Source organism: Pseudomonas sp. Sample_22 (genome assembly GCF_004307635.1).
Taxonomy (GTDB): Bacteria; Pseudomonadota; Gammaproteobacteria; order Pseudomonadales; family Pseudomonadaceae; genus Aquipseudomonas.
On the sequence record NZ_RCNY01000048.1, the window covers coordinates 1 to 21,909 of the forward strand.

21 protein-coding genes and 1 pseudogene are annotated in these 21,909 nt (G+C 57.9%); 11 read left to right on the forward strand and 11 right to left on the reverse strand.

The genetic code is table 11. The features are described 5' to 3' along the window. Positions 1-236: 236 nt before the first annotated feature. Genes D8U73_RS11790 through D8U73_RS11805 form a run of 4 tightly spaced genes read right to left on the reverse strand, consistent with a single transcriptional unit; the run spans position 237 to position 3,856 of the window. Positions 237-1,256, reverse strand: coding sequence for a nitronate monooxygenase (locus tag D8U73_RS11790; RefSeq protein WP_056856615.1), 1,020 nt, complete (start codon positions 1,254-1,256; stop codon positions 237-239). Between the two features lie 3 nt (positions 1,257-1,259). Further along, positions 1,260-1,814, reverse strand: coding sequence for a cytochrome b/b6 domain-containing protein (locus D8U73_RS11795; RefSeq protein WP_130904539.1), 555 nt, complete (start codon positions 1,812-1,814; stop codon positions 1,260-1,262). 57 nt (positions 1,815-1,871) lie between these two features. Beyond that, complete coding sequence (locus tag D8U73_RS11800; protein ID WP_130904540.1) at positions 1,872-3,545, reverse strand: cation acetate symporter; 1,674 nt, start codon at positions 3,543-3,545, stop codon at positions 1,872-1,874. Further along, on the reverse strand, positions 3,542-3,856 hold the full coding sequence (locus D8U73_RS11805) for a DUF485 domain-containing protein (RefSeq protein ID WP_056856618.1): 315 nt from the start codon (positions 3,854-3,856) through the stop codon (positions 3,542-3,544). Before D8U73_RS11805 ends, D8U73_RS11800 begins: the two co-directional genes overlap by 4 nt. Positions 3,857-4,116: 260 nt before the next feature. Between D8U73_RS11805 and D8U73_RS11810 the strand changes: the two genes are divergently transcribed. After that, positions 4,117-4,998, forward strand: coding sequence for a LysR family transcriptional regulator (locus tag D8U73_RS11810; protein WP_130904541.1), 882 nt, complete (start codon positions 4,117-4,119; stop codon positions 4,996-4,998). Here D8U73_RS11810 and D8U73_RS11815 read toward each other — a convergent pair. Further along, complete coding sequence (locus D8U73_RS11815) at positions 4,982-6,217, reverse strand: MFS transporter (RefSeq protein ID WP_130904542.1); 1,236 nt, start codon at positions 6,215-6,217, stop codon at positions 4,982-4,984. The two genes, D8U73_RS11810 and D8U73_RS11815, sit on opposite strands and share 17 nt — an antisense overlap. Beyond that, positions 6,214-7,434 (reverse strand): YbfB/YjiJ family MFS transporter, encoded by a 1,221-nt coding sequence (locus D8U73_RS11820; protein WP_130904543.1) that lies wholly within the window; start codon positions 7,432-7,434, stop codon positions 6,214-6,216. Before D8U73_RS11820 ends, D8U73_RS11815 begins: the two co-directional genes overlap by 4 nt. 226 nt (positions 7,435-7,660) lie before the next feature. Here D8U73_RS11820 and D8U73_RS11825 point away from each other — a divergent pair, with 226 nt between their 5' ends. Further along, positions 7,661-8,689, forward strand: a complete 1,029-nt coding sequence (locus tag D8U73_RS11825; protein WP_130904544.1) for a D-cysteine desulfhydrase family protein — start codon at positions 7,661-7,663, stop codon at positions 8,687-8,689. A gap of 77 nt (positions 8,690-8,766) precedes the next feature. On the opposite strand, the gene D8U73_RS11830 is transcribed toward D8U73_RS11825, so the two are convergent. Both D8U73_RS11830 and D8U73_RS11835 read right to left on the reverse strand, forming a co-directional pair. Further along, positions 8,767-9,228, reverse strand: coding sequence for a hypothetical protein (locus D8U73_RS11830; RefSeq protein WP_056856622.1), 462 nt, complete (start codon positions 9,226-9,228; stop codon positions 8,767-8,769). A 214-nt stretch (positions 9,229-9,442) separates the two neighbouring features. After that, on the reverse strand, positions 9,443-10,399 hold the full coding sequence (locus D8U73_RS11835; protein WP_130904545.1) for a threonine dehydratase: 957 nt from the start codon (positions 10,397-10,399) through the stop codon (positions 9,443-9,445). A 95-nt stretch (positions 10,400-10,494) separates the two neighbouring features. Between D8U73_RS11835 and D8U73_RS11840 the strand changes: the two genes are divergently transcribed. The 3 genes from D8U73_RS11840 to D8U73_RS11850 all read left to right on the forward strand — a co-directional run bounded on the left by D8U73_RS11840 (position 10,495) and on the right by D8U73_RS11850 (position 13,650). Beyond that, on the forward strand, positions 10,495-11,316 hold the full coding sequence (locus D8U73_RS11840) for an AraC family transcriptional regulator (protein ID WP_130904546.1): 822 nt from the start codon (positions 10,495-10,497) through the stop codon (positions 11,314-11,316). 323 nt (positions 11,317-11,639) lie between these two features. Further along, on the forward strand, positions 11,640-13,214 hold the full coding sequence (locus D8U73_RS11845; RefSeq protein ID WP_130904547.1) for a phospholipase D family protein: 1,575 nt from the start codon (positions 11,640-11,642) through the stop codon (positions 13,212-13,214). A gap of 25 nt (positions 13,215-13,239) precedes the next feature. Then, positions 13,240-13,650, forward strand: a complete 411-nt coding sequence (locus tag D8U73_RS11850) for a DUF5329 domain-containing protein (RefSeq protein WP_130904548.1) — start codon at positions 13,240-13,242, stop codon at positions 13,648-13,650. Between the two features lie 739 nt (positions 13,651-14,389). Here the strand turns inward: D8U73_RS11850 and D8U73_RS11860 are convergent. Together D8U73_RS11860 and D8U73_RS11865 are read right to left on the reverse strand one after the other, a co-directional pair. Then, positions 14,390-14,704 (reverse strand): hypothetical protein, encoded by a 315-nt coding sequence (locus D8U73_RS11860; RefSeq protein ID WP_130904549.1) that lies wholly within the window; start codon positions 14,702-14,704, stop codon positions 14,390-14,392. Between the two features lie 321 nt (positions 14,705-15,025). Continuing rightward, a complete protein-coding gene (locus tag D8U73_RS11865; protein WP_056856626.1) occupies positions 15,026-15,580 on the reverse strand; it encodes a GNAT family N-acetyltransferase in 555 nt (184 codons plus the stop codon). A 156-nt stretch (positions 15,581-15,736) separates the two neighbouring features. Here D8U73_RS11865 and D8U73_RS11870 point away from each other — a divergent pair. The 6 genes and pseudogenes from D8U73_RS11870 to D8U73_RS11895 all read left to right on the forward strand — a co-directional run bounded on the left by D8U73_RS11870 (position 15,737) and on the right by D8U73_RS11895 (position 20,283). After that, positions 15,737-17,167: pseudogene (locus tag D8U73_RS11870) on the forward strand (IS1182 family transposase). Positions 17,168-17,620: 453 nt separating this feature from the next. Then, positions 17,621-18,241, forward strand: a complete 621-nt coding sequence (locus D8U73_RS11875) for a DUF1963 domain-containing protein (RefSeq protein ID WP_177434278.1) — start codon at positions 17,621-17,623, stop codon at positions 18,239-18,241. A 46-nt stretch (positions 18,242-18,287) separates the two neighbouring features. Further along, positions 18,288-18,656 (forward strand): hypothetical protein, encoded by a 369-nt coding sequence (locus D8U73_RS11880; protein ID WP_130904551.1) that lies wholly within the window; start codon positions 18,288-18,290, stop codon positions 18,654-18,656. Between the two features lie 56 nt (positions 18,657-18,712). Further along, a complete protein-coding gene (locus D8U73_RS11885) occupies positions 18,713-19,045 on the forward strand; it encodes a hypothetical protein (protein WP_130904552.1) in 333 nt (110 codons plus the stop codon). 20 nt (positions 19,046-19,065) lie between these two features. After that, a complete protein-coding gene (locus D8U73_RS11890) occupies positions 19,066-19,590 on the forward strand; it encodes a DUF4303 domain-containing protein (protein ID WP_177434276.1) in 525 nt (174 codons plus the stop codon). 150 nt (positions 19,591-19,740) lie between these two features. Then, positions 19,741-20,283: a CbrC family protein gene (locus D8U73_RS11895; RefSeq protein ID WP_130904554.1), complete on the forward strand. Its 543-nt coding sequence runs from the start codon at positions 19,741-19,743 to the stop codon at positions 20,281-20,283. Between the two features lie 718 nt (positions 20,284-21,001). Here D8U73_RS11895 and D8U73_RS11900 read toward each other — a convergent pair. After that, entirely contained in the window at positions 21,002-21,889 is an 888-nt protein-coding gene (locus D8U73_RS11900; RefSeq protein ID WP_130904555.1) for a LysR family transcriptional regulator, read from the reverse strand. Positions 21,890-21,909: the final 20 nt, after the last annotated feature.

Below are 21,909 nucleotides of genomic sequence, written 5' to 3' on the forward strand. Positions count from 1 at the left end.
AGTCCTTGAGCGTAACCTCTCTCTTTGGACTCAGGGTCAACATACAAGGAGCGAGCCTGCTCGCGATAGCGCGGGGTCAGTCAACGGTGATGTTGGATTTGCCATCGTCATCGCCAGCAGGCTGGCTCCCACAGGGGATCTGCGCTGCACACAAATTTTGTGCCTGGCAAAAATCCAGTGTAGGAGCGAGCCTGCTCGCGAAGGCTTTGCGTCAGTCAGCGGTGATGTTGAATCTGCTACTGCCAGCCGAGCGTCCTTCTCGGCTCCTGCAAGAACCGCCCGGTGGCGGCATGGTCGGTGACGGCAAGCTCGGCGACCGGTAGCCGCTCCAAACCCCGCGCCAACTCCGCCACGCGCTCCGCCGCCGGCACAACGCTGTGGATCTTGCCCACGCCCTGCCCCGCATACAGCGACAGTTTCTCGGCCATCCTTGGCTTGTCGATGGCCCGGGCGCCGCCGCCGATGAAACGCAACAGGTTCCATTTATCCCGATTGGGAATCACTCGATGGGGTGTGCCGTAGGTCCAGCCAAATGAGTAACCGGTACGGTACTCGGTGTCGTCCGTGGTCGCCTCGACGATTTTCTGTTTGTACAGCGGATGGGCATTGGATTCATCGGTGGCGATGAACGCGGTGCCCACCACCACCCCGCTTGCACCCAGCGACATCAGCGCCCGGACATCGTCACCCTGGGCGATGCCGCCCGCCGCCAGAACCGGTCGGCCTTCGCAAACCGCAAGGATCGAGGTCAACAACGGCATGATGCCGATCGTGCCGCGATTGAGATGCCCGCCACTCTCACTGCCCTGGGCGATGATGATGTCCGCACCCTGGGCAATGGCGATGTTGGCCAGTTCCACCGACCCCGCTTGCACCATCACGATCAGCCCGGCGTCCTTGGCCCGGGGGATCATGTCGGCGGCATACTTCTCGGCATAAAACAGCGACAACAGTTTGGGCTTTTCCTGGAGGATCACCTGGAACTGCGCTTCGAACACATCCGGGCCACCGAATTGCGGCACCAGGTTCACGCCGAAAGGTTGGTCAGTCAGGGCACGGGTTTCCTGTATCCAGCGACGCAAGGTCAGTGGCGGCAGACGCAAGCCGCCAAGGACCCCCATGCCTCCCGCATTGGCCACGGCAGCTACCAGTTGCGGCCCGGAAATGGCCGCCATGCCGCCGAGGAAGATCGGGTACTGAACGCCGCAGAGCCGGGTAATGGCGTTACCGGCAAAATCAAGTCTGTCCTGGTTCATGACTCACAGCTCCACATGTTTGCCCAGCATCCGCTTGAGCGTGTTGTTCTTCAGGAGAAAGTGATTTTTGACCGCGCCGAAAATGTGCAGCGCCAGGCCGGCGAGAAACGCCGAGGCGCCGATGTTGAACAGCACATCGACCACATGCTTGAGTGACTCATTGACCGGCAGGATGCTCGGAATCCACCACCCACCCGGCAATTCCACCACTTCACCGGCTGCGCATCGTGAAGCCCAGACCGCAATCGGCAGCAGCACCATCGCCAGGGCGAGCGACACCGCCACCGAGCGGCTGATGATCACTTCGATAGGGTTCGGCGTGCCCACCGGCAGTGGATGGTACGAAGTGATCCGCGCCCAGAATCGATAGATCGAGACGAGGAACAGCACCAGGCCCACCAGGTTTTGCAGCCTGCCGAGTTGCAGTTGCAGGGCTTCGCTGGCGGCGATATTGATCAACAGTTGCAGGCCGAAGATCGCCAGCAGGGAAAACGCCACGACCCAGTGCAAGGCCACGGTGATGGGTGAAAATCTCAAGCCATTGTCTCTAAGTTGCATGGCTGACTCCTTTTGCAGAGGTCGCAAATCAGGAAGGGAAAAGTCGCCGCGACGATCTCAGTGATTGACCGCCTGGGCGGCCCCGAGCCCGGTCTGGGCACGGATCAACTGGTCGTCGAAACGCTCGCGCTCAAGCACTGCACCGTGACTGCGGTCGGTGACGGAGCCCAGCCAGGTGAAGAAGAACGCCACGTTCATCGAGATGATCGCCGGGTAGTCGTAGGGAAAGATCGCTTCGGCATTGCCCAGCACCTTGACCCACACCGCCGGCGAGAGCACGACCAGCCCGACCGCGCTCACCAAACCAGCGACCCCGCCGATCAGCGCACCGCGGGTGGTCAGTCCTTTCCAGTACATAGAGAGCACCAGAATCGGGAAGTTGACCGACGCGGCCACGCCAAACGTCAGCGCCACGAGGAACGCGATGTTCTGGTCCTTGAACAGAATCCCCAGCACCACCGCGACGATACCGATGCCCACCGAAGCGATACGCGACACGCGACGCTCGTCGCTGGCATCGGCTTTGCCCTTGCGGACTACCATCACATACAGGTCATGGGAAATCGCCGATGTGCCCGCCATGGTCAGCCCGGACACCACCGCCAGAATCGTTGCGAACGCCACGGCGGAAATGAAGCCAAGCAACAGATCGCCACCCACGGCTTTGGCCAGGTGCATCACCGGCATGTTGCCGCCGCCGATTAACTTGCCCGCCAGATTGCCGCCTTCGTAAAAGGCCGGATCCTGTCCGACGATGACAATGGCAGCCAACCCAAGCACCGCGACAATCAGGTAGAAAAAGCCAATGAACCCCGTGGCGACGAACACCGATTTGCGCGCCTGCTTGGCGTCGGGCACGGTAAAGAAGCGCATGAGGATGTGCGGCAGTCCGGCCGTGCCGAACACCAATCCCAATGCGAGCGAAATCAACGACAGCGGATCGGCCACCAGTTTGCTCGGCAGCAGAATCCGTTCGCCATCGTGGTGCGCAGCCACGGCTTTTTCGAACAGCAGATCGAAGGAAAAGCCGAATTTGCTGAGCGCCAGAAAGGCCAATAGCGTGCCGCCTACCAGCAACAACCCGGCCTTGATGATCTGCACCCACGTCGTCGCAACCATGCCACCAAACGTCACGTACACCGCCATCAACAGGCCGACGGCAATCACTGCATAGTTGTAAGGCAGGCCGAACAACAGCTGAATCAGCTGCCCTGCCCCCACCATCTGCACCACCAGATAAAAGCACACCACCGTCAGCGAGCCGAAAGCGGTCAGAGTGCGGATGCGGTTTTGGTCGAGACGAAACGAGGCGATGTCGGAAATGGTGATACGCCCCAGATTGCGGATGCGCTCGGCGAACAGAAACAACAACAGTGGCCAGGCGACAAAGAAGCTGATCGAATACAGCACACCGTCGAAGCCGTTGAAGAAGATCATGCTGGTGACCCCCAGCAACGCCGCCGCCGACATGTAGTCACCGGCCAGTGCCAGGCCATTCTGGAAACCGCTGATACCACCGCCGGCGGTGTAGAAATCGTCCATGGATTTGGTCTTGGACGCAGCCCAATAGGTGATGCCCAGGGTCGTCACGACGAAGACCAGGAACATGCTGATCGCCGTGATGTTGATCGGTTGTTTTTCGACGTTCTGGATGACGTCGCCGGCCATGGCGCGCGCGGCGAATACGCACAACAGAACCGGAAGGATGAGGTTCACGAGCAGGCGTTTCATACGATGGCCCCCGCGCGGATTTCTGCGGTCAGGTCATCGAATTCACCGTTGGCACGATGAATATAGAGCCCGGTAAACAACCAGGCCCCGACGATGAACACCGCACCCAAAGGCCAACCGATGCTGATGATGCTGGTGGCGGAAACCTTCGTCGCTAATAGTTGGGGAGCGAAAGCGGCGACGAGGATGAACGTGAAGTACGGGACAAGGGTTGCGGCGGTCAGGCAGGTGACGAACCGTCGCTGCCGTGAGACCAAATCCTTGTACCGGGGGTGGTTGCGAATTCTGGCTGACTCGGTTGCATGATTCACGTTGACTCCGTGTAGCAGTGGTTGCGTTATTGTTGTTCCACAGCCTCAGATTCAGACTCGATCCGCCACTGGCTGCGGTATCTGTGCCCCTTCAACCTATGCCTGGCAGGTGATCATGTAAAATGATCATTAATGATTCCGTTGATCGTTTTTGGTGAATCTAAAGCGTCGTTTCACTTGTCTTCAATGGACCTCGTCTCTAATCTCCTTGTAGCGTTAGCCATAGCAATGGCTATTACTTTTTGAGATAGGTGATGTCGATGGATGTAGCGGATCTCAAGGTGGTGGACGCGGTGGCACGCCACGGCAGCATGAACAAGGCCGCCTCCGAACTGAACACCGTGCAGTCGAATGTTTCTTCGAGGATTCGCTCGCTGGAAGACGAGCTCGGGGTTGCGTTGTTCCAGCGCAGCGCCAAAGGCGTGCAGGTGACGCCCGCCGGCCGCCGCATCCTGCCTTTCGCCGCCCGCTTGTCGAAACTGCTGACCGACGCCTCCAGCGCTGCCCGCGATGACGGCCATCCCAAAGGCGTGATGGAAATCGGCACGCTGGAAACCACCCTCGCGTTACGTTTGCCACAGCTGATCGCCCGGTTCGCCAAGGCCTATCCCGAGGTCCGCCCGGTGGTGCGCACCGGCACCACGTGCAGCCTGATCCAGGACGTCCTCGACTGTAAGCTGGAGGGGGCGTTCGTGGTCGGGCCGGTCAATCACCCGGAACTGCACACTGAAGTCGCCTTTCGCGAAGAACTGGTGCTGATCACTTCACCAACGATGCTGCGCATCGACGATGTCGCCTTGGTCGAGAATCTCAAGACCGTGGTATTTCGCCTTGGCTGCTCCTATCGGCAACGCCTGGACACGCTGCTGACCCAGCTCGGCGTGCTGGCTCCCGAGCCGCTGGAATTCGGCTCGATCGAAGCCATCATTGCCTGCGTTTCCGCCGGCGTCGGCATCACGCTTTTGCCCAGAGGCGTCATCGCCGACGCGGCGCGCGCGGGCCTGGTGGCGGTGCACGAACTGCCCGCGGAACTGGCTCACGTGGAGACAGTGTTCGTGCGCCGCCTCGACGGCTATTTTTCCAGTGCGCTGGCGACCTTTCTGCAAAGCGTGCGTGTAGAGGGCGTCACTGCCGCGCTGTAAAGCCGGGCATCGCAGTCAAACGAGTTTTCACCCAGCCGTTGACGGCGGCGCACAACACCAGCAGCGCGGCGGTCAGCAAAAACACCTGGTGCAAGCCAAAATGCGCGCCGATCTGGCCACCGATCAATGGCCCGATCACCTGCCCGGAAAACTGCGCCGATTGCAGGTAACCGAGAATTTTGCCGGTGTTGTGTTCCGCCACCGAATGGCGGATCAGCTTGGCAATGGCCGGCAGCAGCCCGGCAATGCTCATGCCCATGAGCCCGCGTAACACCGCCAGTTGCCACCATTGCGTGACGTACGCTTGAGGGACCATCAGCAGGCCAGTCAGCAGCAAGCAGCCAATGATCACATTCCAGCTGCCGACCCGGTCGGCCAGTGCCCCCAGCCTGGCGGCGGTCAAGATACTGCCCAGCGCCGAACAGGCCATCACCACACCAGCAATCCGCGCCTGCTCATCCAGGGCGACGCCAAGGTGACCAATGTAAACGGTGATGATCGGCTCGATCGACATGTTGGCCAGCAACACCATCATTGCGGTCAGCAACAGTGCGCCGATGACAGGCCATCGGGAACGTTCATCCGGTGCCTGATTGTTGTCGACTCGTCGAGCACCATCCCAAGCCCGATTGAAGTCCTCGCGGATGAGCGCGATGGTGGTGACCGCCGCCAGCGCAATCATCGCGCCACCGACGAAAAACGTGCCGCGAATGCCTACCCATTGCGGCAGGAATCCGCCCACCAGCGGCCCGATCAAATTGCCGGACAACGCCCCTGTCGACAGCACGCCCAAGGCCCAACCGGCCTTTTCCCTCGGCACCTGGGAACCGATCATGATGATAGAGGCCGACGCATAGCCGCCGATCAGCCCGGCGACCAGTCGCAGTACCACCAGATCGGTGACGTCCCGCGCCAGCCCGATCAGCGACATAACGATGGCCATGCCGATGGCCGCTCGCACCAGCATTGGCTTGCGCCCGAAACGATCGGCCAGCCGCCCCCACAGCGGCGCGGTAATCGCCGTGCCGAAAAACGTTGCGCCGAACGCCACGGCGGACCACTGCACCACATCGGCCTGGCTGGTCACGCCCAGTTGTTGCACATAGAGCGGCAGGAACGGCAACAGCATGCTCAGGCTCACCAGCGTGGTGAACGAACCGAACACACAAACGGCAAGATTGCGACGCCAATAAAGTCGATTGCGCTCGGCATAATTCATTTCACCAGAGGCTCCGCTGTCGGACGCTGGAAAGCCGCCAGCACATCGATCACGAAGGCCAGCAACATGGCCGACGTGCCGATGAGAAACAGCAGACTGTAATTGCCGCCACTGGAGGAAAACAGGAACGACAGGCCATAAGCGGCGACGGCCTGGAACAGCGCAAATCCGACCGTGGCGGTTTGCCAGGCTGACGTCTGTCGAGCCGGATGATGGGCGAGAATTTCATGCACGCGGCCCAGTACCAACGGCACGGTTCCGGTGACAAAGGCGCCGACGATGACACTGGAAGCCATCAGCCAGACACTGCCAACCCCGAAAGCCGGGACTGCGACGCAAACGGCCTCGATGATGAACGACACTCGCAATGCGCGACCGAAGCCGACCCGATCCGCCAGCAGCCCGGCCAACAACGGCCCGACGGTCGCGCCGATGCCGAACAGCACCCAATATTGCGCACCGGTTTGCAAACCCTGGCCCAGGCCGCGAGCGACGAAATCCACCAGGAAAATCATGTGTGGCACCCAACCGGCAGCGTTGAGTGCGTATTCGGCATACAGCGCCTTGAGTGTGCGGTTAGCGGCAAAGTGACGCGGATGTGAGGTGCCGCTGACCGGGGCATCCGCGGTCGGCCATCCCCACCAGGCCAGCACTGTCAGCAACAGGGAGATCAGGCCGAGGCCGAGCCAGGTCTGTTCAAGACCCTGCTGCAACAACAATGGCACCAGCGTCCCCGAAGCCGCGATTCCGACGCCCACGCCCATGAAGATCAGGCCACCGGCCAGGCCTCGGCGGGATGGCGGAACGTGGGCCAGGACCGTTGGCGCGGCGAGGACCATCAAGGCCCCGCCGGCAACGCCCGAAAGAAAACGCCAGGCAAAAAACCAGGCGAAAGACACCGGCCAGGCGCAGGCAAAAAACGCGATGCTTGCCAGTAGCATCATCGCCCGCAGGGTAAATCGGGTTGAGGTTTTCGCCGCCAGTGAGCGGCCGAAAATCGCTCCCGCCAGGTAGCCGGCAAGGTTCGCCGCCCCCAGGTAGGCCGCCCGGGAAGCGTCGAACCAATGCGCCCCGACCAGCGCTGGCAGCAACGGCGTGTAGGCAAATCGCGCCAGGCCGATCCCCACGAGGCTGGCCGAAAAACCGGCCACCGTTCCGCGCCAGACGCTGGCGGGTGGTGACGCGATACCGGTCGTGATTGACTTCACAGTGTTCATCGTCTGGCCCTCTTTCTTCAGTTGGGCCGACTGTACGCGCGCGCAAGATATCTCAATAAACGAATTAAACAGGTAGCCGTTATCTTTATTAAAGATAAGGCAGACACACGCTCCGTTAGTTACACCGTGTATCAACAGTAATTCCGCAACCACCCTATATCTTCACCCCCGGGCTTTTTTACAGTGGCCGATGCACTGCGTTCTTTCCCTCCACGAGCGAAACTCCATGCCCCACGACTTGAATCATCTTGATGCCGCGCTGGCTGCCTACCCACGGGTGACTTTGCTCGAAGGCCCGACACCGATCCAGAAACTGACCCGCCTGAGCCAGTTGCCCGAACTCAATGGGTGCAACGTCTACGTCAAACGCGATGACCTCACCGGCCTCGGCGGTGGCGGCAACAAGTTGCGCAAACTGGAGTTTCTACTGGGGCAAGCCCTGGCCGAAAACGCCGATACGCTGGTGACCTGGGGTGGTTTTCAATCCAATCATGCGCGGCTGACCGCCGCGGTCGCCGCACGCCATGGCCTGGCATGCGAACTGATTCTGACGCCGTCAGCCGTGCGCACCGATAACGATTTTTGCCACAACGGCAATGTTCTGCTTGACGATCTGTTTGGCGCCAGCGTGCACCGACTGGCGCGGGGCGTGACCGCGGATGCCTACGCCGCCGAGTTGGTGGCAAAGCTCAGGGAATTGGGGAAAAAGCCCTTTGTCATGCCATTGGGCGGGTCCAGTCCCCGGGGCGCCCTGGGTTACGCCGCATGCGCAGCCGAGATCCTGCATCAGGCTGACGCATTGGACCTGCGGTTCGAACGGATCATCGTGCCCAATGGCAGTGCCGGAACCCACTCGGGCTTGCTGGCTGGCATGACGCTCGCCCGCTCGGCAACGCAGATTACCGGTTACTCGGTATTGGCAGACGAACAACAAGCGCTGGCCACGACGCTTGAAAAAACCCGGCAGACCTTGCACCTGCTCGATCCCGCCGCCGCGCTGGTTGAAAGCACAATCAACGTCGATGGCAGCCAACGCGGCGACGCCTACGGTGCGCCCACCGACGCGATGCTGGAAGCCGTGCGCCTGCTGGCTTCAACAGAAGGCTTGCTCACCGATCCCGTTTACGGTGGCAAGGCGTTTGCCGGACTGCTGGCCGCTATTGGCCGAGGTGAATTCCCGCAGGGCAGTAACCTGTTGTTTGTCATGACTGGCGGCTTGCCCGGGCTGTTTGCCTATCGAAGCGCGTTCGTCTGACTTGGCACTTCACCAGACATAAAAAAACCTCCCCGGGCACAAACCCGGGGAGGTTTTTTTACAGCTGTGTCGAGTGATCAGCCTTGGGCCTTGCTCATCTTGGTGAACAGTTCGGTCGGTACTTTCTTGCCGTTGGAGGTGTATTGATTGGTGCGGAACTTGTAGACCTCGCCTTCGGAGAGGAAACCGTCGTTGTTGGTGTCCATCGCCTTGAATTCTTCACCACCTTGCGGGGCTACGGTCAGCAGTTCCTTGAGCGAAACGCGGCCATCGTGATCGGTGTCGGTACGGGCGAACGAAGCGTCGCCGCATTTGCCTTCACCACACTTGCCTTCGCCAGCCTTGGTCACTTTCGCGCCAGCTTCGTCGGCACCGCATTTGCCTTCACCACATTTGCCTTCACTGGTTTTTTCCGCCGAGGCCAGCTGATAGCCCTGAGGCAGAGCGTCGGCAGCGAATGCGGTCGATGCCAGATTCATGCTGCCGGCCAGTGCAACAGCGATCAGGCCAATACGGGATTTGTTCGACATACGGGACATGGTGATTCTCCGGATACTGTGTGCGGCCAGGCCGCTAAGGTCATTGCCACTAAGGGCGATAAGCCGTGGTGCGAGGCGCATCTGCTTTCTCGCTAAGGCAGGGCTATTTGACTGCAACCGTGTATCCAGGATGTATCGGCTTGCAGGGCATTTGTAAGCCAGTCTCCGAACAAGGGCTGCGGATACACAGCGATACACTTGCCCAGGCACTGCTTTACCCAATCACGTTCGCAAACACCGATTGGTCGACGTTGGCGCCGGACAGAATCACGCCAACCCGTTTTCCCTGCATCGCTTCACACTCCTGCATGAGCGCCGCCAGGGCCGCTGCGCCCGCCCCTTCGGCGAGGTTGTGGGTGTCGGTGTAATACACCCGCATGGCCTCGGCAATCTGCTGATCATTGACCGATACGATTCGCGCCGCGCCTTGGGCGTACACAGCAAAGGCTTCAGCAATCGGTTTGCGCACCGCCAGGCCGTCGGCAAAGGTATCGGCCGAGGCGGTTTCGCATATTGCTCCCGTGTCGAACGATAACTTCGCGGCGGCAGCTTCGCTGGACACCACGCCCACCACTTCAGTCTTCAAACCCAGCGCATCACGGGCGGCGATTACTGCGCAAATCCCCGAACCACAGCCGATCGGCACGTAGACGCTATCCAGGTCCGGCGCAGCCTTGAACAGCTCCAGCGCATAGGTGGCCACGCCTTTGACCAGCTCAGGATGGAACGGCGGCACCAGGTACAGGCCTTGGGCCTGTGCCAGGCGTGCAGCCTCTTCGCGGGCCTCATCGAAATCGCGGCCATACTCCACCACTTCGCCGCCGAAGCCGCGCATGGCGTTGTTCTTTTCCAGGGAATTGCCTTGCGGCACGACGATCAAGGCGCGCAAGCCCACCGCACCTGCCGCCAGTGCCAGGCTTTGTCCATGATTGCCTCGGGTGGCGCTGACGATGCCCTGCACATCGGGATGCTCGCGTTTAAGCCAATGCATGAAGGTAATGCCACCGCGCACCTTGAACGCACCGGTCGGCGTGTGGTTTTCATGCTTGACCCACACCGTGCAACCCAACCGTTGCGCCAGCAAGGGCCAAGGGTATTGGGCAGTGGCAGGCATGACCTGATAAACACGTTGGGCCGCTTGTTCGATGTCGTCGCGAGTCAGTCTGTGCATGAGTTGCTCCCCTGAGGTTTTGCCCAGTGTAGATACGCCGCCCTCTACCGGCTTTCAGAAAACTGACCTGACTTTTCTACCCGCGGTTGATTAGTATGGTTTTCATGAGCCATCGAAACCGCCAACCGTCACCCCCACCGCCTGAACCGGTTCGCCGTGTCGAAGTCGGGCCGTGGCTGATCGAATTGCTCCCCGGCTGCGCCTACGCGACCCGCTATGTCGCGCCTCAATCGGCGATTGGCTTTGCCTACGACAGCCAGCGAGGCGTGCACGCAATCGGCAGCGACCGGGTACTGCCCTTCAATGCCGTGCCTAACGGCCTGGCGTTTGTACCTGCCGGGTGTGACGTTTTATCCGAATCCCCAAGGGGCGGCGAGTACCTGCGAGTGCTGCGCACTGACGGTATCGCGCTGGCGGGCGACCGTGCCTTCAACAACCGCATCGACCCGCAAGCCACGAACCTCGCCCTGCGACTGCGCAGCGCCTTGTTGCGGGCATCCGTGGAGGATGACTGGGAGGCCTGGGCGCTCGCCTTGGCGCAAAGGACGACGGCTAACACCAAATGCGCAACCCCGAGCGCTGACGCGATAACCGGCAATCGCCTGCGTTTGCTCGATGAGTTCATTGACGCTGGCCTCGATGGCCCGCTGGGAGTTCAGGCAATGGCGCAATTGCTGGGCTTGTCCGAAGGCTACTTCATGCGGGCATTCAAACGTGCCACCGGCAATAGCCCGCACAGTTACCTGATCGACCGACGTCTCGCCAAAGCCCGCGCCCTGATGCGCGACTCGACCGCCACGCTGACGGAAATCGCCTACCGTTGCGGTTTCAACTCCCAGGCGCACATGGCGACTGTGTTCAGGCAGCGCCTGGGTGTGAGTCCGGCGCAGTTGCGCAGAAACTCGCAATTTAGTTAGCACCTGATTCTCTCGCGGTTCACCAGCTCTCCCTGACTAAACCTGCGCGCTGGACACCTGTGTCTGCGCTGCCATGAAAATGCGTCGCTCTGTCATTTTCATAAGCTTTGGCAGTTGATTTTTTTCTTGTCGATTGCTGGCGACACCCTCTTTTGCGCGTCATGCAAACACCGCAATTGCCACCGGGATGAACTACTCTCCAAAAACAAATCCGCAGATCGAAGAAACAGTGCGCAAGGTCGAAACCACCGCAGTGCTGGTGGCACCAACCGACCATTCTTCGGGACCCGGCATCCCTGATCGCATTACTCGGAGTACGCTCCGTGGGAATCAAACAGCCCCTGCTTGCTCTGCTGTTGCTCACCTTGCTGTTTGGTGGCTGTACGACCCCCAACGCCCCTCACATACCCAGTCAAGCCTTGCCTGCAAGCGACTCGCCATTCGGGCGGTCTATCCAGGCCCAGGCAGCCCCGCATCAAGGCCAGTCGGGCTTTCGCTTGCTATCCGATAGCGCTGAAGCGTTCAACGCCCGCGCCGAACTGATTCGCAACGCTCAACGCAGCCTCGACTTGCAGTACTACATCGTTCACGACGGTATCAGTACGCGGATACTGGTGAGCGAACTGCTCGACGCCGCCGACCGCGGAGTCCGCGTGCGGATACTGCTCGATGACACCACCAGCGATGACCTGGACCGAATTATCGCGTCGCTGGCTGCGCACCCCAAGATTCAGATCCGGGTATTCAATCCGCTGCACCTGGGCCGCAGGACCGTCGTGACGCGAACAATGGGCCGGCTGTTCAACCTGTCGCAACAACACCGGCGCATGCACAACAAATTGTGGGTGGTGGACAACAGCGTGGCCATCGTCGGGGGGCGCAACCTGGGGGACGAGTATTTCGATGCCGAACCCAACAAGAATTTCACCGACATCGACATGCTCAGTGTCGGACCGGTTGCAGAACAACTGGGACATAGTTTTGACCAGTACTGGAACAGTGCCCTGAGCAAGCCGATCGAGCAGTTCCTCTGGACCATGCCGACAACCAAGGACCTGAAGAATACGCGGACCCGGCTGGACGAATCCCTGGAAGAAACGCGCATCCAGAATCACGCGCTCTACCAACAATTGATGAGCTACACCACTCATCCTCGCCTGCATGTCTGGCGCGGGGAACTGATCTGGGCCTGGAACATTGCGATGTGGGATGCACCGAGTAAGGTCTTGTCGGAAGGCGAACCACCCCCGTACTTGCTTTTGACTACTCAGTTGGCACCCGAGCTGAACGGGGTCACCAAGGAACTGATCATGGTTTCAGCCTACATGGTGCCTGGCCAACCCGGCGTGGTGTACTTGACCAGTCGTGCCGACGCCGGCGTGTCGATCAGCTTGCTGACCAACTCACTGGAAGCCACCGATGTACCCGCTGCACACGGTGGTTACGCGCCTTATCGCAAAACCTTGCTCAAGCATGGTGTGCAGTTGTTCGAATTGCGCCGCCAGTCCGGCGACAATGGCAACAGCGACAGCGGACCGCGCCTGTTCCACAGCGGATCCTCCAATAGTTCCGACTCCAGCCTGCATACCAAGGCGATGATTTTCGACCAGCAGAAAGCGTTCATCGGCTCGTTCAATTTTGACTCGCGCTCAATACTGTGGAACACCGAAGTCGGGGTGTTGGTGGATAATCCGCAACTTGCCGGACGGGTGCGCGAACTGGCCCTGGAAGGTATGTCACCTCCCCTCAGCTATCATGTCCTGCTGGAAAAGAACCAGTTGGTCTGGGTTACCGAGGACAACGGCAAACCGCATACATTGACCACGGAGCCAGGGAGTTGGTGGCGACGCTTCAATTCGTGGCTGAGCAGCACGATTGGGCTGGAGAAGATGTTATAGCCAACGTTGAGCACTGGAGTTAATCATGCAGATGTGGATGAGGCGCACGGCTCTGCTGATCAGCCGCTTGATAATGGCCGCGGGTATCAGCCTTTTCGCCATCGTCACTGAAGGGCAAGTTCTGCGCACACCTCAAGTCAATCAAGAGATAAAAGGCTTGCTGGACTTTGTCGAACACAGTGAGTGTCAGTTTGTGCGCAATGGAAACCAATACCCAGGTTCCCGGGCTCGGGCGCATCTGCAGAAGAAGCTGGATTATCTCGAAGACAAGAACAAGGTGCACAGCGCAGAAGACTTCATCGAGCTTGCTGCCACTAAAAGCAGTATGAGTGGCCGCGCCTATGAGGTGCGATGTTCAGAAGTCGTGGAACCGGCCAGCACCTGGTTGAAGAGAGAGCTGCAGAGGCAACGGCAACTCAAGAAGGGCAGCAACTGATTTTCTCACGGTGCTACATCTCTTATCCTGCTTCAAAGAGGCGCTTGACCGTCCGCTTTTGGCCCAGGCTGTGTAAAAACGTAAGTTCTGGAAGTTTTAGGGGTGTTTGACCCCTTAACTAATAGGCGATCGTGGCGTATACGCGATTACAGGAGGTCGATTTTTTCTCGGGTCGATCTCAGTGCACGTTTTTACACAGCCTGGGCCGATTGCTGCATGTCGCAAAGGGCAACAACCGACCCAATGCTGTCTGTCGCGACCGCAGGCGATTGCGGCCAGAAGCGAAGAACTGCCCGAACTTGTATTAATTTCTTAGCCAATTCAGCCAGAGCGTTTCAGGGACTTCGGATCGAATGACACATTCGCCATACTTTGAGCATCAGGTACTGGCTGCCATTCAGCAGTGGTGGAGTCGATTTCGCGCAGAGTCCATTGCTGGGGACCGGACCAGGACAGTTCTATGTAGGGGCCTTCAAGTACTTCGTTCGCTATTAACATGTCGACTTCGTCGGCAGGTCCCGGGAGCATGCCTCCGACAGCAATGGGCACGCGCTGACGCAAAAGGATGTTGAGCATGCACAACAGCTCGGCATGTGATGTAGTGCACTCTGTGCTCCCCGACTTCCGTGTAGGCAAACACCAGATTGCCCGTTACTGAGTCTACGGAGCTGATCAAAGTGAGATGCGCCGGTGGCCGGCCTGACCCCTTTGAATAACGTAGTTTGATAACCGCGCCCCTCTATGTATTTCGCTTTATGAAATCGGAGAGCTTCGCGGCTTCATTGCGTAATTCATCGAATTTTTCGTTTAGCTCAACATGGCCCGGCTTCCAGCAAAGGACGCCATTGTCATGGCTTTGACCAAGAATGAGATCATTGAATGAGCCCATTCCGCCATAGGCTGACTGTAGGTACTCAATTCCGGAGTAATCAGAATCCATTAAGCGTGCTCTTGCCTTACGCATCCACAGGCTCCAGTGAGTATCTCCATCGCTCTCAAGCATTGCTGCAAGCTGATCAAGAACGCAGATCAGTTCTTCGGTTTTCGGTCCCATTTCTTAACATCCTTCAAGTGAAACACGGTATGGGAAGTGAGTCCCGCTGCCGAGTGTTTCTTGTCAGTCTCGCTGCATAAGCTACTGTTTCGCCATCAGGTTGTCCAAGGGCCGCTTTTGGCCCAGAGTGTGTAAAAACGCCGACCAAAAATCGAAGTGCGCGCTCCTATGTCAATCTAGAAAAGCGCGTGGGGTCAACAGACCTGAAATTTACATAGGCTCGCAATTTTTTGGTCGTTTTTAACCAGTCGAGCCCCCGTGAGAGTTTTTACACAGTCTGGGCCGATAGGGGCCTGTAGCTCGCATTGACATAAAACCAGGTCAAGATTCAGTCCTTGCGGCGAGCCACTCGCTTCGCGTCATCTCCCATACTTCAACCTGCATGGCCCCGGAGACAAAACGTCCTTCCCGTGTCTCGATCATGCGCATGCCTTCATGTTGGGACACCTTGCGCGAAGCGTGGTTGGCGACGGCCTTGGGCACCTGCATGACCGGGCGCAATAATGTTTCGAACCAGTAGGCGTTGATGACCTTGCAGGCTTCGCGCATGTAGCCGTTCCCCTGATACTGCGGGGCGAGCCAGAAGCCTCTGTGGTTGCCAGGCTGGTCATACAGGCTGATGCTACCGATGCTGCGCTCAGGTTGAGCGAGCGTGCGAATCATCCAGTGCCACTCTCGTCCCGCGGCCATGGCGGGTAGAGCCATATCGCGCACGTAAACCAGCCCGCCATCCTGCGGATATGGCCATGGGACGCGGCTGTCCAGATATCGGACGACCTCCCATTGGGGGAACAACTGCTGCACCGCCGCCGCATCAGTCAGTTGAAGCGGCGTGAGGATCAGGCGGCTGGTGTAAAGTGTGGGGGGGCAATCCATGGCATGAAATCCTTCGCGAGCACTGTGGCGGGTGTGATCGGTACTTTCTCAGACCATTAGCTGGAGTGTCGAGTGTCCGCTTCTGGCCCAGAGTGTGAAAAACGCCTTCGTGAACCCTTGCTATGATTTCTGAGGATTTCATCGCAGGGATCGCCCATGAAGCGCTTTATCCAAGGTGAACATCGAGGCCAAGGCACCTTACTTCCCGAGAGCCTCGACGACTACGTCAGCGATACCAATCCGGTGCGTGTAGTCGACGTCTTTGTCGACGAACTTGACCTAGCCAAGCTGGGTTTTGAAGGTGTCACTCCAGCCGATACTGGTCGGCCTGCTTACCACCCTGAGATCCTGCTGAAAATCTACATTTACGGCTACCTCAACCGCATTCAATCAAGCCGGCGCCTGGAACGAGAAGCCCAGCGCAACATCGAATTGATGTGGCTAACTGGTCGCTTGATGCCCGACTTCAAAACCATCGCCAATTTCCGCAAAGACAATGGCAAGGCAATCCGCGGAGTCTGCCGTCAATTTGTGGTGCTGTGCCAGCAACTGGGATTGTTCTCGGAAGCGCTCGTTGCCATCGACGGCAGCAAGTTCAAGGCGGTCAACAATCGGGATCGGAACTTCACCAGCGCCAAGCTTAAGCGGCGAATGGAGGAAATTGAGTCCAGTATCAATCGCTATCTGACAGCACTCGATACCGCAGACCGTCGCGAGCCTTCCGTTGCCCAGGTCTAAGCCGAACGGCTCCATGACAAGATCGCGGCCTTAAAAGCCAAGATGCAGGAGCTCAAGGAAATCGAGGTACAGCTAAACCAAACACCGGATAAACAGATCTCGCTAACCGATCCTGATGCTCGATCAATGAAAACGCGCGGAACCGGAATGGTCGGCTACAACGTTCAAACGGCGGTCGATGCGAAGCACCACCTGATCGTGGCGCACGAAGTAACGAATGATGGTGTTGATCGAGACCAACTGAGTTCTATGGCCATGCATGCCCGAGCGGCCATGGGTGTCGAAGAACTGTCGGCAGTCGCAGACAGAGGGTATTTCAAGGGTGAAGAAATTCTCGCGTGCCATGAGGCTGGAGTCACCGTTTTCGTACCCAAGACGGTGACCTCGGGAGCGACAGCGGCTGGCCGTTTCGGCAAAGATGATTTCATCTATGACGCATCAATGAACGAGTATCGATGCCCTGCTGGGCAAAGCTTGATCTGGCGTTTTTCACACGTTGAGAAAGGGCTGAAGTTCCATCGTTACTGGAGCTCACACTGTAAGAGTTGCACGTTGAAGCAGCAGTGCACGCCCAGTTCTGAGCGGCGAGTTAGCCGCTGGGAGCATGAATCAGTACTCGAGGCGATGCAAAGTCGCCTTGATCAAGCGCCAGAAATGATGCGCATCCGGCGCCAAACGGTTGAGCATACCTTCGGCACATTGAAGTCCTGGATGGGCGCCACGCATTTCCTTATCAGAACCCTAGGCCGAGTGAGTACCGAGATGAGCCTGCATGTGCTCGCCTATAACCTCAAACGCGTGTTGCGGCTGTTGGGCAGCGATGCCTTGATGGCGGCGATGAAGGCCTGAGGCCTTTTTAGCGGCCTGATAGTGCATCTGGCATGTGCTCCGGGGGCTAAAACCCCAAGCAAAACCAGTAACACCAATTTGGCTTGGTTGAGGCCCCTACAAGTCTTCAGTGCAGTGAAGAGCTACCGATTACTGCACCGCAGCCATTGCGTTTTTACACACTCTGGGCCGTTTGCTGCCCTTCGCGACAGGCAGAAATCGGCCAGAAGCGGACGGTCATTGTCGATATATTTTAGTCTTCGCCCCCAAAGGGACCGGACGATCAATTACACCGATGGCATAATCAAACTGTTTATAGCAGGGGCGTAAAAATGACCGTCGAATGCTATGACTCGGCCGTGGCCCAAGAGCGCAGTTTCACCCGCGACGCCGCCAGCCCATGTCTCAACCGGCCTTGAGCCGGGGCGATGCATCAGTTGCGCTAAAGATAACCACTCGGCAACCAGGGAAGTCATGGCATCTGTATTGGAAATGCAGTTCTCGAAGGAGCATACGGCAGCGACCAGCGGCATTTCCCTGGGAGGGCAAGTCGCGCGAATTGAACAGTGGCCGATCAACCCCGACGGTGACCCGCTGACACTGGTCGCCACCATCGACTGCCGTCAGGCCTTCGACTGCACCGCTGCTCAGTGCCTGCCCTCGGACGGCTTGTTGTACGTGTTCTCCACCTACAGCCCTTCGGCGTACTTCCTGGACAACATCACTTACGACGGCGCTATATCGAAATCGGGCTCGCAGGTGAGTGGCTATACCGCAGTGGTCTCAGGTTGCGACCATGAGCTGCACAGTCCTGTTCCGGGTATTCCCCAAGTCGCGGTCATGCTCAGAGAAAAAGTACTGGCCGAGCACGATATCCCGCTTTGTTCTCTGGTCGCCATAGTGCCACCGAAGTGGGCTGAACTGCCTCCGCAACTTGCCGTCGACTACGCATTTTTCTGTCAGTTTTACTCAAATGATTTCCAGGCACCCTTTACTGATCTGTTTTATCTGACCGATGCGGTTGCGTATCTTTACCTTCGTAAAAAAGACAGTCAGGCCAAGGCGCCGGGTATTTTTTTCGTTGGCACGGCGTGAGGCCCTGCCCCGGCAGCTGTAGAAATCCTTTATCTGGTGCATCCGAATGAACGTGCGTTACACAGAAAAAAATCCGCCTGCCGGGGTCGAAAAAATCACCCGGGCAGTGCAACAGCTATCCATCAAACCGGGCTCATGGATAACCGGATTCTGGTCGTCCTGCGACGGCGCGATGATCGAAGAACTCGTGAAGATTTATTCGACGGATGAAATAGCCGAGCGTCAACAGACATACGAAACAGCAGAGTACTTCCCCGGATATCTGTTGATCGGTGATGACTCAGGCGGCCGGCTGATACTGGTGGACAGATCGGCGATAGAGCGTTTTTATCTGCTGGACTCGGGGTGCCCATCCATCACCGATGGGCTGTCCTTTTCATCCATGGATGCCTTGATCAAAGAAGTTGTGGGCTAATCCCGCCCATCACCGGCGCTGGACCACATCATTGAGCAACCCGTCATGAGGATCCTATGAACACTTACAGCATCCGCGAAGTTCTACAGCAGATCGAGCACATGCCCAATGCCTGGTTCTACTTGCCTAATACCGGGTGGACGCTGGACACACTCGGCGCGTTCTCACTGGACAGTCGGGATTTCCCTGCCGACTCCAACGAACACCTGCCACCGCAGGTACTCAATGAAGGCTGGGTGGAAACGTTGGAAACGGCCATGATCGAGGATGTTATTTCCAACACGAACCAACAACGGGTCCAAGCCACACTGGATGATTACTTCATAGCGTTTAAATACTATTACCAGAACGATGCGTTCATCGTGCTCAAGCCTGGCGACGACTCATGACCCGTACAGCGAGAAGCCCGATGTTGAGCTTCAGTAGCGAACGTCTTCAACGAAAGATTCAGGAAGCGTCCCTCAAGGCAATCGAACAATTTCGCAAGGACTTCCCGAACGCCGAGGTCTGCGGATTCGCGTTGTATTCAGACGCCGATGCGCGAAGCCTGGCGCCGGCCTTTAATACCAAAGACCACCTGGCACGTGTGCAGGCTGAAAACCCCGATGACCGCCAGTACTTCAAGTGGTCTCCCGCCGAGTGGAGCCACGAAGCCTTTGGCGGACACTTCTTCGCGGACCTGTCGAAAACGCTGTGGAGCATGGCCGACGCAAGCTCCCGGGAAAATTTCGAACAGCATCGCAGACAGGTTTTTGCGTTATGTGTGGCAGCCATGCAAAAGCTCACTGGCTCGACTTTCGAGCACGCCATCCATGTGTTTTCAGTATCTGACTTTGAAAGCGCACCTGAGGAAATCGCCTGGATTTGTGCGTTGAACACCCCTGAGCAGGCCGGCGAATTCAAGTCCTGGCTGGAGCAACACTCGGACGGGTGATGTATCGATGTAGATAAAGGCATTTTGAACCATCACCACAGTTCGCAATCTGACTGGTGTTACCCAATTGCCCTCAAGTTCAAGGAAGAATACTGCGATGTGCGCTAACGCTTCCGGCTCAGGGCATGACTTTGGATCAAGGACCTTCCAATGAATCTGCCACAGTTCACCTACCACCCAGACCCTGTTACCAGCGGCTCGGTAAATCCCTCCACAAACACCTGCATCAGCTGCGACCAGGCTCGCGGCTACATCTATGTGGGGCCGGTATACGCCGTCGAAGATTACGAAGCCTGCATCTGTCCCTGGTGCATTGCCGATGGGAGCGCCCACCAACGGCTCAGCGCAACCTTTGTCGATGAAGACTGCATTGGTCTGGACGCTGAAGAAGAACTTGATGAAGCGCAGGTCGCCGAGTTGAGCCAGCGCACACCCGGTTTTAATGGCTGGCAGCAGGAACGATGGTTTACCCATTGCAATGACGCAGGCGAGTTCATCGGCAAGGCAGGCCATGCCGAGCTGCTTGCATTAGGGGCAGAAGCAATGACTGCCGTACAGGACGCGACGGGGCTGGAGGATGGACCTCAATGGAACACGTTCTTCAGTGCACTGGACAAGGACCACGGCCCTACCGCCTACCTCTTCAGATGCCGCCATTGCTCTGCGTTGGGTGCCTATCAAGACAACCATTGAACGAAAAACCAAGCGCATTGAGTTCGATCCTGTTGTCGCCGACGCCGAATTGACCCAGTTGCCAAGAACTCACGTCGCAATGCGTGGAGGTCGCTAATCGACCCAAAGCGGCCCTTTGGGAAAAGAAAAAACAAGCAAAGCCAGATGTGTTTTTTTTTGCTTGGAAAGCATGACGTATTACGTCCTATGGTTTCAACTTCAATAGGCTGTCCAAGGGTTAATACGAAACCACGTGAACACTCCTTCGAGTGCATGCTGTTCACACAGCAGCCTGGCTTTGGATTCGAGAGCGGGGATAATTGAAAATGCGTCTGAAGGGAACTGCGTTGTGTCAGCTTTGCGAGCCAGAGCAAGGACAAACCAGCAACAGTTCGCAAAGTAGAATGGACTGTCTTGCTTTACCGTGAGCTCAAGCGCGCTTACGAGTGCAGCATAAGCTTCGTCCGGTTTCAGCCTCGTCACGATCTCCTCTCTGGCATTTGTCAAACACCATTCGTCCTTTTCGGAGCGAGCCAGATCATTTACTAGCCAATCTTCATATTCGCTTACGGCGTTCAATCGATATGTCCTCGTTTGTCTTTCTGCGTTCGATAGTAAGCCGGATCGCCGCTACGATGCGCAACACTGTGAGGTGGTCCACCGAGAGAGTCTATTTTGTGAGTGACCGGTTTTGGCCGAAAGCCGCCCGCTTCGAATGGCATCTCCTGGCCGTTCTCGGCTAAGCGCTTTCGTCCAGGTAAAGCGACAGCGCCTCACTCAGGGCTTCAAATGTTTTGGCAATGCGCCCGACGTTGCGCAGGTCATTGTGCATGGCAATCCAAACATCAACGTCGAAGCCGAAGCTGTCAGGCAAAACCCGGATCAGTCCATAGGTCGCTGCGACGGTGGCTGGACATAAGCCAAACCCAAGGCCGTTTCTCAGCGCAGCGAGTTGAGCCAGGTGGTTATCGGTGGCAATAGAAAATGGCTGGTCCTCACACAGTCCCGCCTCGATCAGCCGACGCCTGTCGGTGGAGCGTCGGTCGGGGCCAATCAGCGGCGCACGACGCAGGGCCTCGAGACTTGCAGGTTCGCCATAGCGTTCAAGGCATTGGGCACTTGCGTAGAGGCCGACTCGCAGAGCCCCTGCACGTCGCACGACGACTTCGGCTTCTCTGGGCCGCACGAGCCGCACAGCGATGTCTGACTCCTGACGGGCAATGTTCTCCAGCGAATCGTTGATGCTGATTTCAAGCTTCAACGTTGAGTGCTTGTAATGAAACTCGCGCAGTAATCCGGGGAGTACCTCAACGCCCAAAAAGGCGCTGCTGGTGAGCCTGACAGTGCCGCACGATACGTCCGTTTCAGCACTGGCCATGCGATTGAACGCCTCGGCAGCCATCGCCATGGATTCGACATGGTGAACAAGCCCACGTGCCGATGCAGTAGGCACCAGGCCAGCGCAGGTTCGGGTGAACAGCTTCACCCCCAGACCCGTTTCAAGGCTTTCCAGGCGTCGACGAGCCGTTGCCTGCGCAATGCCCAGCAATCTGGAGGCGCCTGACAGGCTGCCACTGCGCAACACTGCCAGGAACACTCGCTGACTTTCCCATTCAAGGCCGCTCATCTATTTCGTACCAACGGTTG